Source organism: Natronosalvus amylolyticus (assembly GCF_024298845.1).
Classification (GTDB): domain Archaea; phylum Halobacteriota; class Halobacteria; order Halobacteriales; family Natrialbaceae; genus Natronosalvus; species Natronosalvus amylolyticus.
The window spans coordinates 1085373-1098847 of record NZ_CP101156.1; the positions used below are offsets into that span (position 1 = coordinate 1085373).

At 60.6% G+C, this 13475-nt stretch carries 16 protein-coding genes and 1 tRNA gene; 9 read left to right on the forward strand and 8 right to left on the reverse strand.

Annotated features, from left to right (window positions below; translation table 11 throughout):
- Positions 1 to 3 precede the first annotated feature (3 nt).
- Positions 4 to 489: a hypothetical protein gene (locus NLK60_RS05070; RefSeq protein WP_254809803.1), complete on the reverse strand. Its 486-nt coding sequence runs from the start codon at positions 487 to 489 to the stop codon at positions 4 to 6.
- Positions 490 to 523: 34 nt separating this feature from the next.
- Positions 524 to 841 carry an AbrB/MazE/SpoVT family DNA-binding domain-containing protein gene (locus NLK60_RS05075; protein WP_254809804.1) on the reverse strand — a complete coding sequence of 106 codons (318 nt, stop codon included), beginning with the start codon at positions 839 to 841 and terminating at the stop codon, positions 524 to 526.
- A gap of 183 nt (positions 842 to 1024) precedes the next feature.
- On the opposite strand from NLK60_RS05075, the gene NLK60_RS05080 reads away from it, so the two are divergent.
- Together NLK60_RS05080 and NLK60_RS05085 are read left to right on the forward strand one after the other, a co-directional pair.
- Entirely contained in the window at positions 1025 to 1690 is a 666-nt protein-coding gene (locus NLK60_RS05080; RefSeq protein ID WP_254809805.1) for a MaoC family dehydratase, read from the forward strand.
- Between the two features lie 176 nt (positions 1691 to 1866).
- Complete coding sequence (locus tag NLK60_RS05085) at positions 1867 to 3246, forward strand: aminotransferase class I/II-fold pyridoxal phosphate-dependent enzyme (RefSeq protein ID WP_254809806.1); 1380 nt, start codon at positions 1867 to 1869, stop codon at positions 3244 to 3246.
- Between the two features lie 208 nt (positions 3247 to 3454).
- Here NLK60_RS05085 and NLK60_RS05090 read toward each other — a convergent pair whose 3' ends face one another.
- From NLK60_RS05090 to NLK60_RS05100, 3 genes are read right to left on the reverse strand one after another with little or no spacing between them, the layout of a single operon-like run.
- A complete protein-coding gene (locus tag NLK60_RS05090) occupies positions 3455 to 5005 on the reverse strand; it encodes a replication factor C large subunit (protein ID WP_254809807.1) in 1551 nt (516 codons plus the stop codon).
- 42 nt (positions 5006 to 5047) lie between these two features.
- On the reverse strand, positions 5048 to 5422 hold the full coding sequence (locus NLK60_RS05095; protein ID WP_254809808.1) for a type II toxin-antitoxin system VapC family toxin: 375 nt from the start codon (positions 5420 to 5422) through the stop codon (positions 5048 to 5050).
- Positions 5423 to 5653, reverse strand: coding sequence for an AbrB/MazE/SpoVT family DNA-binding domain-containing protein (locus tag NLK60_RS05100; protein WP_254809809.1), 231 nt, complete (start codon positions 5651 to 5653; stop codon positions 5423 to 5425).
- Between the two features lie 202 nt (positions 5654 to 5855).
- On the opposite strand from NLK60_RS05100, the gene NLK60_RS05105 reads away from it, so the two are divergent.
- The 4 genes from NLK60_RS05105 (at position 5856) to ddfA (ending at position 8485) form a co-directional block, all read left to right on the forward strand.
- Complete coding sequence (locus tag NLK60_RS05105) at positions 5856 to 7019, forward strand: AI-2E family transporter (protein WP_254809810.1); 1164 nt, start codon at positions 5856 to 5858, stop codon at positions 7017 to 7019.
- Positions 7020 to 7163: 144 nt separating this feature from the next.
- Positions 7164 to 7631, forward strand: coding sequence for a GNAT family N-acetyltransferase (locus NLK60_RS05110; RefSeq protein ID WP_254809811.1), 468 nt, complete (start codon positions 7164 to 7166; stop codon positions 7629 to 7631).
- Positions 7632 to 7830: 199 nt separating this feature from the next.
- Positions 7831 to 7904 (forward strand) — tRNA-Thr (locus NLK60_RS05115).
- 305 nt (positions 7905 to 8209) lie between these two features.
- Entirely contained in the window at positions 8210 to 8485 is a 276-nt protein-coding gene (gene ddfA, locus NLK60_RS05120) for a DdfA family disk-determining factor (protein ID WP_254809812.1), read from the forward strand.
- A gap of 64 nt (positions 8486 to 8549) precedes the next feature.
- On the opposite strand, the gene NLK60_RS05125 is transcribed toward ddfA, so the two are convergent.
- The 3 genes from NLK60_RS05125 to NLK60_RS05135 all read right to left on the reverse strand — a co-directional run bounded on the left by NLK60_RS05125 (position 8550) and on the right by NLK60_RS05135 (position 11213).
- Positions 8550 to 9314: a ribonuclease H-like domain-containing protein gene (locus NLK60_RS05125; protein ID WP_254809813.1), complete on the reverse strand. Its 765-nt coding sequence runs from the start codon at positions 9312 to 9314 to the stop codon at positions 8550 to 8552.
- Between the two features lie 297 nt (positions 9315 to 9611).
- A complete protein-coding gene (locus tag NLK60_RS05130; RefSeq protein WP_254809814.1) occupies positions 9612 to 9833 on the reverse strand; it encodes a hypothetical protein in 222 nt (73 codons plus the stop codon).
- 117 nt (positions 9834 to 9950) lie between these two features.
- Positions 9951 to 11213 carry an iron transporter gene (locus tag NLK60_RS05135; RefSeq protein ID WP_254809815.1) on the reverse strand — a complete coding sequence of 421 codons (1263 nt, stop codon included), beginning with the start codon at positions 11211 to 11213 and terminating at the stop codon, positions 9951 to 9953.
- Positions 11214 to 11305: 92 nt separating this feature from the next.
- Here NLK60_RS05135 and NLK60_RS05140 point away from each other — a divergent pair, with 92 nt between their 5' ends.
- The 3 genes from NLK60_RS05140 to NLK60_RS05150 are packed head-to-tail and all read left to right on the forward strand — an operon-like array spanning position 11306 to position 13355.
- Positions 11306 to 12133, forward strand: coding sequence for an SCO family protein (locus tag NLK60_RS05140; protein ID WP_254809816.1), 828 nt, complete (start codon positions 11306 to 11308; stop codon positions 12131 to 12133).
- A 1-nt stretch (position 12134) separates the two neighbouring features.
- On the forward strand, positions 12135 to 12680 hold the full coding sequence (locus NLK60_RS05145) for a TlpA family protein disulfide reductase (RefSeq protein WP_254809817.1): 546 nt from the start codon (positions 12135 to 12137) through the stop codon (positions 12678 to 12680).
- The gene (locus tag NLK60_RS05150) at positions 12681 to 13355 is read left to right on the forward strand and encodes a cytochrome c biogenesis CcdA family protein (protein WP_254809818.1); all 675 of its coding nucleotides are present in this window, start codon (positions 12681 to 12683) and stop codon (positions 13353 to 13355) included.
- Positions 13356 to 13475: the final 120 nt, after the last annotated feature.

The following is a 13475-nucleotide window of genomic DNA, read 5'->3' on the forward strand; positions in this document are numbered from 1 at the left end:
GTCTCAGGCTGAGACGTCGAACTCGTCGGCTGCCTCCTCGATGCTGATGGAGACTTCCTCGACGTTGTCCGCGAACTGGTCGTGGGCCTCGAGAGCGTTTTCGACAGAATCGTCGACAACGGCGGCGTACTCCTCGGCGAACTCGTCGTAGGCGACGCTCGATTCTTCGACCGCTTCGACGAGCGCTTCGAGGGACTCGAGCTGGGCCTCCGTGGCGGCTTCGAAGCCGTCATCGACTGCGACGCGCAGTTCCTCGAGGTCGGCGCTTCCCTCGGGCATGGACGCCTCGAGTGCGTCGAACGTCGCGTGGACGAGGCCTTTCGAGAGTTCGGCGTTACCTTCGATGAACGATTCGGACGTCTCGAGGCCGGTGGTAAAGGCGTCGAAGGCGGCCTTCTGGGCTTCGAGGGCGTCGTGGGTGAGGGCCTGGTGTTGTTCGATGGCGGTACGCTGGGCGTCGAAAACGGTGGTGAGTGGGTTCTGTGTCATTGGTCTGGTAGTGTTTGTTGGTGGTTTCGCTGGGTTATTCGTCGTCTCGCGATCGTTTGACCGGGATGACGACCGTCTGCACGATGTCACCCTCCTCGATATCGAGGGCGTCACGTTCGGGTTCCGGAATGCTGATTCGACCCCCGCTTTGAACACGCGCTTTGAACGTCGCGGTCCCGAGGTTCATCGGCCCAAAGGCCGACGAGCTGTCGAAGGGGTTCATCCCACCCGCCCCGGACAGCTGGCTCAGTGCGTCCTGCTGGGACTGTGCCATCTGCTCACCGGCTTCTTGGAGCTGCTTCGTAAACAGCGCCGGATTCATCCAGGGCAGTTGGTCGGTGTCATCCGTCATCACCCATACGTAAGTTCGCCCACATAATAAGCCTTTCCACTAGATACCATTAGATACCATCAAATGGTGTTGGATGCTATGCCCCTTCGAGTGTCCTCACTGATCACCGTGTTGACCTACAATCGAAACCGAGTGTCAGAGCCAAAGAAGTGATAACCACCTACTGCCTAGATCACGGCTATAATGGGATCACAACAGTTCGGGGCGGCACGCTTCGCGAGTGCCTGGTCCTCGATGGCGACCAGTATACTCGAGGGGACGACTGCGGCCAACAAAGCGGCCGTCGACGCCATGTTCGCACCCGTAATGAGCGACAATGGAAAGGCACCTGCCGCGACCGCCGACACCGAAGAATCGGACAGTGAAACGCAGATCGACACTGACCTCCCCTCCATCGAGTACGCCGACCTCGACTGGGCGTTCGAACGAACGGTCGACGATCCCGCCGACCTGGCTGTCGGCGATCAGGTCACGTTCGAGAAGACGCTCTCAAACGACGACGTTCGCGCATTCGCTCGCGTGAGCGGTGATACAAACCGCCTACATCTCGACGACGCGTTCGCCGCCGATACCCGATTCGGCGAACGAATCGTCCACGGCACGCTCGTCTCCGGGCTTATCAGTGCCGCCCTCGCCCGTCTCCCCGGATTGACGATCTATCTCTCACAGGACCTCGAGTTCCGTGCCCCCGTCGGCATCGGTGATCGGGTCTCCGCCCGGGTCGAAATCCTCGAAGACCTGGGCAACGACCAGTATCGCCTCGAGACCGAAATCCGCGACGAAGACGACGACGCCACCGTCATCGCCGGGGAAGCTGTCGTGCTCATCGACGAACTGCCCGTCGCTTGAAACGGTCGATTGTCGTTTCCTATCGGTCGGCGACGAGCCGGGTTGGTCGCTGACCGATACACAGTGACAGCAACCCCCGTCAGTGATTCGACACTCATCAGCGCTTGACAGTCACGAGCGACGGGACACAGCCGAACCGTGAGAGTGAAACCGTGGGGCCGACACGGTTCACGCAGATGGCAGATCGCGGGTTCGACCAGGACCTCGAGAAACGACTCGAGGACGGTCGAAAACATAGATTGACGCCGGTCGACCGAATCGACGCTCGAGGGTACGCCTCGGAGCCACCGGAGGGTGGCCTGCCGGTCCTCGGCGCTGCAGAACGGGTCGTGTTCGCCTCGAATAACTATCTGGGGCTTACGGCCGACCAGCACGTCCAGAACGCCGCACGTCAGGCCGCTGCAACCGTCGGCACCGGAACTGGCGGTAGCCGCGTCGGCACCGGCGATACGATCGTCAACCACGACCTCGAGCGCCTGCTGGCTGAAACGCTCGGGACCGAGCGGGCACTGACCTTTTCCTCCGGTTACAGCGCGAACGTCGCCGCAATCGTCACGCTCGAACCTGACGTCGTGTTCGTCGACGAGTGCGTCCACGTCAGCACCCTCGACGGCTGTCAACTGGCCGGTGCAGAGGTCGTCACCTACGACCACTGTGACCCGGACGCCCTCGAGCGGGAGCTTCGGGCCCGTGACGATCAGATCACCGCCGGGACGCAGGCTGGCGGACCAACCGACGGAACGGACGACGAATCCTGGCTTTTCGTCACCGATTCGGTGTTCAGTATCGACGGCCAGGTTGCCCCGCTCGAGGCCCTGTGTGCACACGCCGAGGCCGCCGGGGCCTGGATCCTGGTCGACGAATCACACGCGACCGGGCTCTATGCTGGCGGGGGCGGCATCGCTCACGCTGAGGGCGTCGCTGACCGGGTACACATCCAGACGGGATCCCTTGCAACTGCGCTGGCGAGCCAGGGCGGGTACGTCGCCGGCAGCTCGGCCCTGATCAACTGTCTCATCGACGAGCGGCCGTTTACAGCCTCGGCTGGGCTCACACCCATGGCTGCTGCCGCAGCGAGCGAGGCGCTCCACCGGTCTAAACACGGTGACGCCCGCGAACGGCTCTGGGAAAACGTCACTCGGATTCGTGACGGACTCCAATCGCTGGGTTATCTCGTCGATGGCGATTCCCAGATCCTTCCCGTCCGCCTCGAGCAACCCGGACTGGCTCCCGAATTCGTCGCAGCAGTAGCAGACGCCGGCATCGTCATTTCGGGTATCGATACCGCGAATCCACGGCCGAGATGCGCAACAAAAACGATCGAGCATGCCAAATCCGGACGCTCCCGTGATACCACTACGGAGGTGACCGACCCCGTGACCAACGGGGCCGGTGAGACTGGTGACGAGCGAGAGCGCACATCGCCGGATCCTTCGACCGAGACGGTCGCCCACGAACGCGTCTACGTCTTCCCGATGGCGACGCACACTCGAGACGATATCTTCGACTGCCTCGAGGCGTTTCAGGACGTCGGTGAGCAGTTCGGTATTTTGTGATTGCGTTCCCAAATCCCTCGCTATCCGCTGGGCTACCAGCTGGTGTCTTCCCAACCCTGCACGGATGTGTGAAACTGATTGCTGATGCCCGAGTACACGCATCTGTCGACGTTTGAGAGGGTACGAGTGGCTTCCCAAACCTGAACCGATGAGCGAAAACCGGCGGCTGGTGTTCGGTTTCACGCATGAGTCGACGGTTGGGACGGGACTAGAAGAAATCGGAGAGTCCCGACTGTCCGTCGTCGGCTTCCGCTGTTTCCTCGGCGTCGGCTTCGTCGGACCCACTCGAGGACGTTCGGGTCCCTGATTCTGCCGTCGTGTCGGCTGTATCGTCGTCCGTATTGCCAGCAGTTGCTTCCTCGAGGGTGGTTCCATCGTGTGTGACACCCTCGTTGGGGGTTGTCCCGTCGGTGTCGACATTCGAGTCCTCGCTCGAGCGGTTCGTCTCCTGTGCAAAGAACGCACCCTCCGAGTGTTCGACAGCGGTTTCTTCACGCTGTGCCCGTGCGTCCTCGACGATGGATTCGACTTTGTTCGTACTGGCACCGCTACCCGTAATGAACGAGACCTCGTCGGCGTCCAGGTCGTACGCCGCGGTCATCGTGACCGTCAGTTCGCGGTTCCGACAGAGGTGAGTCATCGCCTCGAGAAAGGGCATCATTTCGCGCCGAACGGTGGCGACACTCGCACCCTCGCGGTCGGCGATTCGCTGGGCAATCCCATCACGTCGGTCACGGGTGCCGCGGGTGCGCCCGAGTTTGGACCAGTAACTCGGCGGCCCGTAGCGGGTCCACCCGCCCTTGGGTTCGCGTCGCGAGGCGGCGACGCCGGCGGCGATGTTGTCGGTCGCGTACCGCCAGAAGGTGTAGTTCTGCGTCGAGCGTACGCGGCCGAGCCAGCGGTCGGCATTGCTCAGGAATTCGTAGGCGTCGGCGAGTTCGCCGCCGCTGTAGTCTTTGGGGACGTTATCTTCGACCCAGTTGAGCAGTTCGTCGGGCGTTTCGTCGACGTTGTAGGCCGCCTGCAACGCGCCGTGGGCGTCTTCTTCTTTGATCAGCCGGTCGAGGAAATCGAAGATTCCCTCCGTCTGGTCGCGCTCGCCGGTGACGACATCCTCGACGGTCAATACCTCACTGCCTTCGGCGACCGCCTGTAAGTCGTTGACCGCCGAGCGAAGGTCACCGCTCGTCGAGTCGGCAATCGCCCGGAGTGCGTCTTCTTCGAACTCGATCCCCTCACGGCGACAGATATCACGGAGTACGGGAACGATAGAGCGAGCGGAGACGTCCCGAAACTCGATTGTTTCACAGAAGTTGCGAAGCGACTTGCTCATGTCGTAGAACTCGTTGGCGACGAGCACGACCGGTTGGCCGGCTTCCTTGACGACTCGAGTCACTTCCCGAGAGCCGCCGTAGTCGGCGTTGCCGTGGAAGTTGTCGGCTTCGTCCAGAATCACGAGTCGGCGGCCGCCGCTCCCGCCGGTGAGCGTGCCGCTTTTCGACGCTTCACCGGCGACGCGTTTGATAACGTCTGCCTGCCTGTCGTCGCTCGCGTTGAGTTCCATCACCGGCCAACCCATGTCGTAGGCCAACGCGTGGGCGGCCGAGGTCTTTCCGATGCCCGGACTCCCGTGGACGATGACGGCCTTTCGGTGCTCGTCCCAGGTGTCCGCCCACTTTTTCAGTTGGCCGCGGGCTTTGTCGTTTCCGCGTACTTCCGAGAGCGTCGTCGGGCGGTACGTCTCGGTCCAGTCACTCATTACTCGAGGTAGGGGCGAGCCGCGTTTAGTGGTTGCGGAGCGTCACTCGGCGTCGACTCCCTTCATGTCCAGACGGGACGTGACGTCCGCATACGTATCGTCGCTCGAGACGATGGTATCGCCGTTCGATTCGACGAGGTGAAGCGCGTCGAACGGTGTGAACCCGTGGTCTTCCACGTACGTCGCCGCCGTCACGACCGTCTCCACGTCACCGCGTACTTCGACGAGATTGGCGGCGTTCGAAACGACGCGTTCGGTATCACGTTCTTCCCGGTAGGCGACCATCAGGAGTTCGATGAGGGTGAACTGTGACGTCCACAACTCGTCACGGTGTTTCCGGTACACAAACTCGGCGGCCTCGCCGAGCCAGTCATCCTCCTTAATGAGTGCGAGAAGAAAATCGGTTTCCGCATACATCTATCGTCCGGCCTCGTCGAGCGCTGCTTCACGTGTTTCTTCACGAAGTTCATCAGCTGACTTCTCGACATCCGCGAACTCGTCCCTGAGTGCCTCGAGCGGGTCGTCGGCGACCGGAACCAGTTTGACCCCGTCGGGAAGCTGAACGACGTGGTATCGGTCTCCGTATCGCTCTCTAACCTCTTTCGGGAGCGTGAGACGACCGCGGTCGTCAAGCGCTACGTCTGACATACCTCCGTGTACGGTGGGCAAAGACAAAAATATTCCCCGCTATATTGAAATACCCATTCTGTGCCCACTTGCCGGATTTCGTCTCCGCATTCACGAGCGACCGACGACGCATATGCGACGAGGTGAAGCGCGTCGAACGGTGTGCCAGCGTGAAATATTGTGTAGCCACTGATAAGTACTCCCGTTGTGTATTCCGACGCAGATGCGATCTGACGGATTCGACCAGCGGCGGCTTGCCATCGGCGCGATCGTCGCAGCCCTGTTCGCCATCGTCGCCTACGTCGCGATTTCGTTCGTGGCAGTCATCGTTTTCGCCGTCTTTCTGTACTACGCGGTTCGACCGATCTACCGTACCCTCGAGCGTTTCGACCTGCCCAGGCGGGTACGGGCACTCCTCGCACTGGTCCTCTTCGGGGTCCCGTTTCTGGTCTTGCTCGCGTACACGATCGGTATCATCGCCCTCGAAACCCAGGCGTTCATCGAGACCTACGACGTGCAAGACCAGGTCATCGAACAGGCACTCGAAGAGTTCGATCTGACCGGTATCGACCTCGACGAACTCGCGACCGTCGTCAGTGAAACTGCTTCCCAGGCCTCCCTCGGCTTGCTCTTTGTCAGCATGGCAGGGGCGATCAGCGTCGTCAGCGCAACCGTCGTCCAGTTGCTCATCGTGGTCGTTTTGACCTACTACATGCTGATCGACGGGCCACGATTTGTGGGCTGGTTGCTCGAGACCTACGACGAGAGTGGCGTCCTGAAAACGTACGTGGACGCCGTGGACCCGGAGCTTTCGATGACGCTGTTCGGCAACATCGTCAACGTGTTCATCACGGCCATCGTTGGCGTCATCACCTTTTATACGTACAACGCGTTCGCTCCGGCGGCTGTTGCCGTGCCATTTCCGGCCCTGCTCGGTGCGTTAGCTGGGCTGGGAAGTCTCATCCCTGTCGTCGGGATCAAACTCGTCTACGTGCCGTTGACTGTTCTGCTGGCGGTCAACGCCTGGATGACCGGCGACCTCTCCCTGCTCGTCCCTGTCGGTATCCTCTTTGCGGTGAGCGGTGTCGTCGTCGATTTTATCCCGGATTTCTTCATCCGCGCACACATCAGCGGCGAGCAAACGCACACCGGCCTCTTGCTGGTCGCCTATATCGTCGGTCCGGTCCTCTTCGGGTTTTATGGACTCTTTCTGGCACCGATATTGCTGATTCTGGTTATCAACGCCGTCTTCGTTCTCGTTCCGTACGTGATCACGGGCGAACCACCGGAATCCCGACAGACCCGGCTCCCCGAGTATTCCGACGGCTCCGCACCCGTCATCGACGAACCGGACCAACACGAACCGGTCATCGTGAAAGACGAGTAAGGCATCTATAGTAGCCAGTGAAAGTCAGTGCACACCCAACCGCAAGATGGCGTCGTGATAGTGTGTACATCGTTTCACTGGCTACTATAACAACCCGCGAGACGAACACCCATCGTTATGCCCATCGGACCGGTCGGTACGACCGTGCCCCCAGCCGATATCGATATCGAACGAGCGACGACGGAGGACCTCGAGGCCGTCGCCGACGCCTGGGTTCGCCTCGCCCGCGACCAGGCGAGCTACGGATCGCACGTCCTCGCCGAACCGAACCGTCAAACGATGCTGGCAACACTCGGTGCCTATCAGGTCGACGGCGGATTGCTCGTCGCTCGAGAAACGGAGACGATCGTCGGATTCGCGTCGGTGACCGTCGAACACGGGTCACTCACACTCGATTGTACCCGCGGCCTGCTCTCGAACCTGTACGTCGAACCCGAGTATCGCGGTCGCGGCATCGGCACAGCGCTGCTCGAGGCGGCCGAGAACGAACTTCGAGAGCGTGGCGTCGACGTCTGTACGCTCGAGGCGATGGCCAGGAACGAGTCGGCCTGTCGGTTTTACCGCGAGGCGGGCTATGACTCGTTCAGAATCGGGTTCGAACGGCGGCTTTGATGCGGTCTGTTGTGATTCGGTACGATGTACCCCCGAACGGGGACGGTGCTCACCGATACACCGGTACAACGACCCGAACGAGGGAACGGTCTCGAATTACTCGAGCCAACCGTCCGTTCACGCGAGTGGGTGCGATAATTCGCCGAAGAAAAACGACACACACTCAAAGGATGAGTGACTATCGACACGGTGTACGAGCGCCAAGGGAGCATGGGTGGTGCATGCACTCGACTTGTAATCGAGAGTTCCGGGGTTCAAATCCCCGCCTTGGCTTGGTATTTGGCGTTCACTTTTCGTATCGTCGCTTGCGTCGTTGTCCGTCTTTTACACAGCCCACGATTGATTGGTGACAGAAACGCCGATACCACGCCAGTACACCCTCGAATCCGCTGCCTCTGTTGTACATCAGTGTGGTGAGGATCCATATCCCGTGTAGCTGGACAGTCTCTATTTGATGAAAACACTGGAGTATATGAAAAGACTTAGTTGCACACACTTGTACATCGACGTTCAATTCTATACTCTATAGTCGAGCAGCGGTCAGTGGATTTATATATGGGGATGTGAAGCATCCGACAATGCTACTTGCAGCTGGGAAATCTGACAGTCACGAACGACCACCGCTCAGTTATCGTATTATCGCTGCGGTCGCCGAAAAAGAGGGGGTCGATCCGACAGCACTCGAGCCACCGGAGTACGATTCGCTCTACGAGGTACTGAACCCGGAAGCACTCGATTCGCTGTTTGCACCCCGCCAAAACGGGGCTTCCAGAAGTGAAGGATACGTGGAATTTGTGTACGCTGGCTACGACGTCACCGTCTTCAGCGACGGAACGATCGACGTAGCCGAGTAACCTCCTTCGTCCTCAGGCTTGCAGTGAGGCGACGACAGCTTGAACGTGGGGTTTTTTTGATCGTCTACTCGCTCGAGTGTTCCCCATTACAGGCGGCTTCGAACACGGACTCGTGCAGTCGATTCGAAACCGTCTCCATCAGTGTCTCGAGGTTGACGGTGTCGGCCTGGTTGTACCGGACCAGTTTCTCGAGGGCTGCGTCGTCTCCCTGTTCGTACTGGTGCCAGAGCCGGACGGCGTCACGACCGGTGATATCGGGTTGCTCTCGATCGATGCCCAGTTCTTTCTCGATGGGTTTGAGACCGCCCGTGAGGCCGAGCTTTCGACAGGGGTACATGAGATCGATGTGGGGCATCGTGGTATCGACGTCGAGGGCCGTCTCGAGGAACGGAACGTCGAATCGCTGGCCGTTGAACGTCACGAGCGCGGCCGCGTCGTCCAGTTCGATCTGCAGTCGTTCCGCGGTGAGGTCCTGTCCGTTGATCAAAGTCGTCGTCTCGCCACGGCGGTGGAGGCTGACCGTCGTGACCGAGTGGCGGTCGGCGTCCAGACCCGTGGTTTCGATGTCCAGATAGCAGGCGTCCTCGCGGATGTTCTCGTACAGTCGCCAACGACTCGCGGCCGGGAGGGCCTGGGCGAACGGGGTGTACTCACCGCACTCGAGGTGGCGCCGACCCTCTCGAATAAAGCCCTCGATGCGGTCGGCAAGCGTCGGGCCGACGACGCTGCCGTCGAACTCGTCCCAGTGGGTGATGCCGTGTTCCCACAGTCGGCGTTCGGTTTTCTCGCCGACGCCATCGACGGGGAGGAAACTGTTCTCGATTTGCATACTCGAGATGGCGTGAGTGAAGGCAAAAAACGTGTGGATTGTCGGTGTGGTGGGTGCTATCGGTGTAAAACCTTCACGGAGTGTCGTACCTGTTGTCGCGCTCGAGTGTCTACTCTTTCAGGTAACTCGAGCGGGCGCTGTATCCTCGCCTTACTCGTTCACTCCGCGTTGCTTCGTTCGCTCCGATAGTACAGTGAACCGATGTACACACCTACCGCGACGCACGCTTGGGATAGGGTGTGCACTGACTTTCACTAGCTACCATAGCGGACGAGGCCTTAGCGCCCTATCTTTGAGCTAAAAAATCGGGTTCCGTTCCGTGTAGTAATAGAGTTCTACCGTATGGCCACATTCCTGGCAGTCGGCTTCGATTCCTGCAAGCTGAAAGGGGTCGTCCTTCGTGGTCGCGTCGCCGGTGTCAGACTGTGTGATTCCCGTTCCGGAGGGTACCGTCGCCGAGACGGTGGCTCGGCACGCCGGACAGCCAACGGAGACGTGGGGGCGGGCAGCGTGTGACATGCCCCCGGTAATTGGGGCTAGTTAGCTATTGTAAATGCATGCGTACCCGGACATCTCGACCGGTCATCTCGAGACGAGCGTTCCGTCATCGCTCAGAACAGGTCGATGGGAGTTCGCTCAGGACAGGTCGAACGTCAGCGGGTCGAACTCGAAAAATGCGGTTTCGTATCCGTCGTGACGAGCAACCTGTGGTGGGGTATCCACGGTTACGATGGCCGTGTCGGCGGCAGCGATTTCGGAAGCCGAAGCGCCGTAGTGGTGCCCGAGTTCGTGGTCGACTGTCTCCTGCAACGTGGTCTCGAGGATCGTCGAGCCGTCCTCCTCGAGCGTCACCGAGATTGCCATGAACGGCAACGGGAAATCGTTGTACGGCGTTCGTGGATAGACGGCTATATACTGATTTTCTTCGATATCCTCTTGCTCGCTCCCTTCGCTGCCGTCCGTGGAACCGTCAGCTTCCCCAAATCGTTCGACCTCGAGATACCGGAGGGAAATCGAAGCGTCCGCCGACGTTTCGGTGCCGACGTGGGTGCCGGGCAGGTCCTCGAGAGGTGGGCCACCCAGCTGTGGGTGGCCACCGTGTCCTTCGCCGTCGTGATGGCCGTCTTCGTGGTCGTGGTCGTTGTCGTGGTGGCCGTCATCGTGGGCATCACCATGGCCGTCGTCGGGAGTAGCGCCATGATCGTCGTGATCATGATCACCGTGATGTGCGTGGTCGCTGTGGTCCATGGCCTCGAGCGCCCCGGGTTGGCCGCGTTCGTCTTCGTCGATCAAGGTCAACTCGAGGTCGTGCAAATCCGAGCGGGCGTACTCGAAGTCGATTTCGAAGGTGGCGGTTCCCTCGAGTCGATCCGCGAGGTGGCCGGTGCGACGAGCGCTCACGGGGCCGGTGACCACCCGTGCCGTGTATGCCCCTTCGCCGGGGAGAGTGATGTTGTCGCCGTAGTGAAACCCCATTCGCTGTGAGAGCATCGACCAGGGCGGATCGCTGTGGACGACGGCTCCATCGTCGTCCCGAATTTCGAGGGTGCTGTCGACGGGGAGCAACATACCGGTTTCGGCCTCCCAGATGGTCATCATGAGGTGCATCGTGTCGTCGGTGGTGACGTCGACGCGCTCGGTGTCGCCGGCCACGAGCCAGAATCGATGCGGGAAAGTGAACGCGAGGTCGACCGCATACTCGCCGTTGCTCGCCTGCCCATAGGTTCCCATCTCCTCTATCGACGGCGGCATGTAGACGGCGTCGGGACGATTCTCCACCATCGGGGGAACGTCCCAGGCCGATTGTTCTTCGAACCCAAGTCGCTCGAGGCAGCCGGCCACGCCAAGAACACCACCTGTAACGCCAGCGCGCAACAGGTCTCGTCGGCCGAGTTTCATACACCGACGTAAGGACGGTCGCCCAAAACCACTGTCGGTTTTTCGGCTCTCGAACCAACGAACCTTTGATCGTCTGGTCCTTCATTTCGTGTATGGACAGACGGACGTACCTTGGCGGACTCGCCGGCACCGGAATCGCTGGCCTTGCGGGCTGTCTCGGTACGATTGAATCACAGTTGAGCGGGGAACAACCAGGCAGTGGCGACTGGGGTGACGGCGAAACCGTCCTCGACACGCCGACGGAAGACCGAGGGACGCCGAACCACCCGATCTACGGTCACGAGATGCCGTCGTTTTCCTTCCCGGATCCGCTGACGGGCGAGACCGTTTCCTCGAGCGACCTCGAGGGCCGAACGTATCTGATGACGTTCTTTTTCACGCATTGCCCTGACGGGGCGTGCCCGGCCTTGCTTTTGCGACTGCGACGGGCACAGGCCGACGCGATCGAGAACGGGTACGATAACGACCTCGCACTGCTGGCGATGACGTTCGACCCCGAGCGCGACACGCCGGAGGTCCTCGAGACGTACGCCGGCCAACAGGGTGTCGACCTCGAGGCGGGCAACTGGCACTTCCTTCGGCCAGAGAACTACGAATCGGGTGCGCAGGTACTCAGAGAGGATTTCGGGATGCTCCTCGACCGGATCGAAGACGAGGAGGAGTTGGCTGAACTCGAGGAAGAACACGGACACGGAGACGATTCCGATGGGGACGAAGACGAACACAGCGACGAGCACGACGACGGCCATAGTGATGGGCACGACGACGGCCACCACGGTCACGGCGAGTACACCTTCGTTCACTACAACCTCATCTTCCTCGTCAACGAGCACGGCGTCGTCGAGCGGTCGTATCCGAACGCGCTCAGAACCGATACAGAAACCATCGTGGAGGACGTACGCGCGGTCACACGAGGATAAAATGCGCCGACGTGATTACATCGCTGGCCTCGGCAGTCTGGGCGTGCTCGCGACTGGTGGCGTCGTCGCCACCCAGGGTGCAGGCCCGATTCAGGACCGCCTGCAGCGCTGGTTCGGCCCGGACGTGGAACCACTCGAGGTCGAGACGGCCGACGTTCGGGGGAGCGAACCCGGGACGATGCAGATTCCCACGCTCGAGGGACCGATGTTTCTGGATTTCTTCGGGACGTGGTGTCCGCCGTGTATCGAGCAGATGCCGGCACTCGCCGCAGTCCACGAACAGCTAGGCGGCGAAGTCACGTTCGTTTCGATTACGAACGAAGCCGTCGGGGCTTCGATTACCGAAGAAGAGTTAGCCGACTGGTGGATCGAACACGATGGCAACTGGACGGTCGCGCTCGATAGAAACGTCGAACTCGCCGAACGCTACGGGCTCTCGGGCTACCCGCTCGCCGTCGCTATCGACGAGTACGGCGTCGTTCAGTGGTCGGAGACCGGCGTCAAGACGGAGGCCGAACTGATCGACGGTATCGAACAGGCACTGTAAATGGTCGATCTGTCGCTCATTCCGACCCTCGCGTTCGCGATTGGAGCGGGCGTTGCGACGTTCTTCTCACCGTGTGCGTACCCACTGTTGCCGGGATACGTCGGTTACTACGCCAGCCAAACCGAAAGCGAAGCGCCGTCACTCGGTGGCTCACTGGCTCGAGGGATCGTCGCAGGAACCGGCGTCATCGTGACGTTCGTCGTCCTGTTGGGGGCGACGTTCGTCGTTGGTCACGCGACGTTGTCGAACATCGTTCTATTCGAACCGGTCATCGGCGCACTGCTGGTCGTGTTTGGCGTCATGGTCGTCTTCGACCGCGCTCCTTCGCTGTCGATAGCGCTGCCGAAACGTCGCTCGAGCGTGGCCGGATTCGGTGTGTTCGGTGCTGGGTACGCGCTCGCGGCCGCTGGCTGCGTCGCACCCCTCTTCATAGGGGTCCTTGGGAGTGCCCTCTCACTGTCGTTGCTCGATGGCGCGCTCGTTATTTTGGCGTACGTGGGTACTGTTACGGTTTTGATGATCTCGCTCACCGTCGCGGCGGGCGTCGGTCTGAGTGCCGGGATGGGCGTCCTGGCTTCGCGTACACGAACGCTCGAGCGAGTGGCCGGCGGAATCATGATCGTTGCGGGCCTCGGGCAGTTGTATCTCGCCATCTTCGTCCTCGAAGTGTTGTAGAGGCAACGGATCCGTGGGGGGTTCGCCCACAGGTTTGGTCAGATGACACCCCAGCCTTGGTAACTCGGGATTATCGTCGGGTACGGGAAGACTACTAATATACACAACGCCGGTTTTCCG

What these genes read in the sequence shown, in the direction of transcription:
- NLK60_RS05070 (WP_254809803.1), bottom strand. Translation starts at nt 489, where the DNA reads ATGACACAGAACCCACTCACCACCGTTTTCGACGCCCAGCGTACCGCC.
- NLK60_RS05075 (WP_254809804.1), bottom strand. Translation starts at nt 841, where the DNA reads ATGACGGATGACACCGACCAACTGCCCTGGATGAATCCGGCGCTGTTT.
- NLK60_RS05085 (WP_254809806.1), top strand. Translation starts at nt 1,867, where the DNA reads ATGGCAGATCGCGGGTTCGACCAGGACCTCGAGAAACGACTCGAGGAC.
- NLK60_RS05135 (WP_254809815.1), bottom strand. Translation starts at nt 11,213, where the DNA reads ATGAAACTCGGCCGACGAGACCTGTTGCGCGCTGGCGTTACAGGTGGT.
- NLK60_RS05105 (WP_254809810.1), top strand. Translation starts at nt 5,856, where the DNA reads ATGCGATCTGACGGATTCGACCAGCGGCGGCTTGCCATCGGCGCGATC.
- NLK60_RS05100 (WP_254809809.1), bottom strand. Translation starts at nt 5,653, where the DNA reads ATGTCAGACGTAGCGCTTGACGACCGCGGTCGTCTCACGCTCCCGAAA.
- NLK60_RS05140 (WP_254809816.1), top strand. Translation starts at nt 11,306, where the DNA reads ATGGACAGACGGACGTACCTTGGCGGACTCGCCGGCACCGGAATCGCT.
- NLK60_RS05130 (WP_254809814.1), bottom strand. Translation starts at nt 9,833, where the DNA reads ATGTCACACGCTGCCCGCCCCCACGTCTCCGTTGGCTGTCCGGCGTGC.
- NLK60_RS05125 (WP_254809813.1), bottom strand. Translation starts at nt 9,314, where the DNA reads ATGCAAATCGAGAACAGTTTCCTCCCCGTCGATGGCGTCGGCGAGAAA.
- NLK60_RS05150 (WP_254809818.1), top strand. Translation starts at nt 12,681, where the DNA reads ATGGTCGATCTGTCGCTCATTCCGACCCTCGCGTTCGCGATTGGAGCG.
- NLK60_RS05090 (WP_254809807.1), bottom strand. Translation starts at nt 5,005, where the DNA reads ATGAGTGACTGGACCGAGACGTACCGCCCGACGACGCTCTCGGAAGTA.
- NLK60_RS05145 (WP_254809817.1), top strand. Translation starts at nt 12,135, where the DNA reads ATGCGCCGACGTGATTACATCGCTGGCCTCGGCAGTCTGGGCGTGCTC.
- ddfA (WP_254809812.1), top strand. Translation starts at nt 8,210, where the DNA reads ATGCTACTTGCAGCTGGGAAATCTGACAGTCACGAACGACCACCGCTC.
- NLK60_RS05095 (WP_254809808.1), bottom strand. Translation starts at nt 5,422, where the DNA reads ATGTATGCGGAAACCGATTTTCTTCTCGCACTCATTAAGGAGGATGAC.
- NLK60_RS05080 (WP_254809805.1), top strand. Translation starts at nt 1,025, where the DNA reads ATGGGATCACAACAGTTCGGGGCGGCACGCTTCGCGAGTGCCTGGTCC.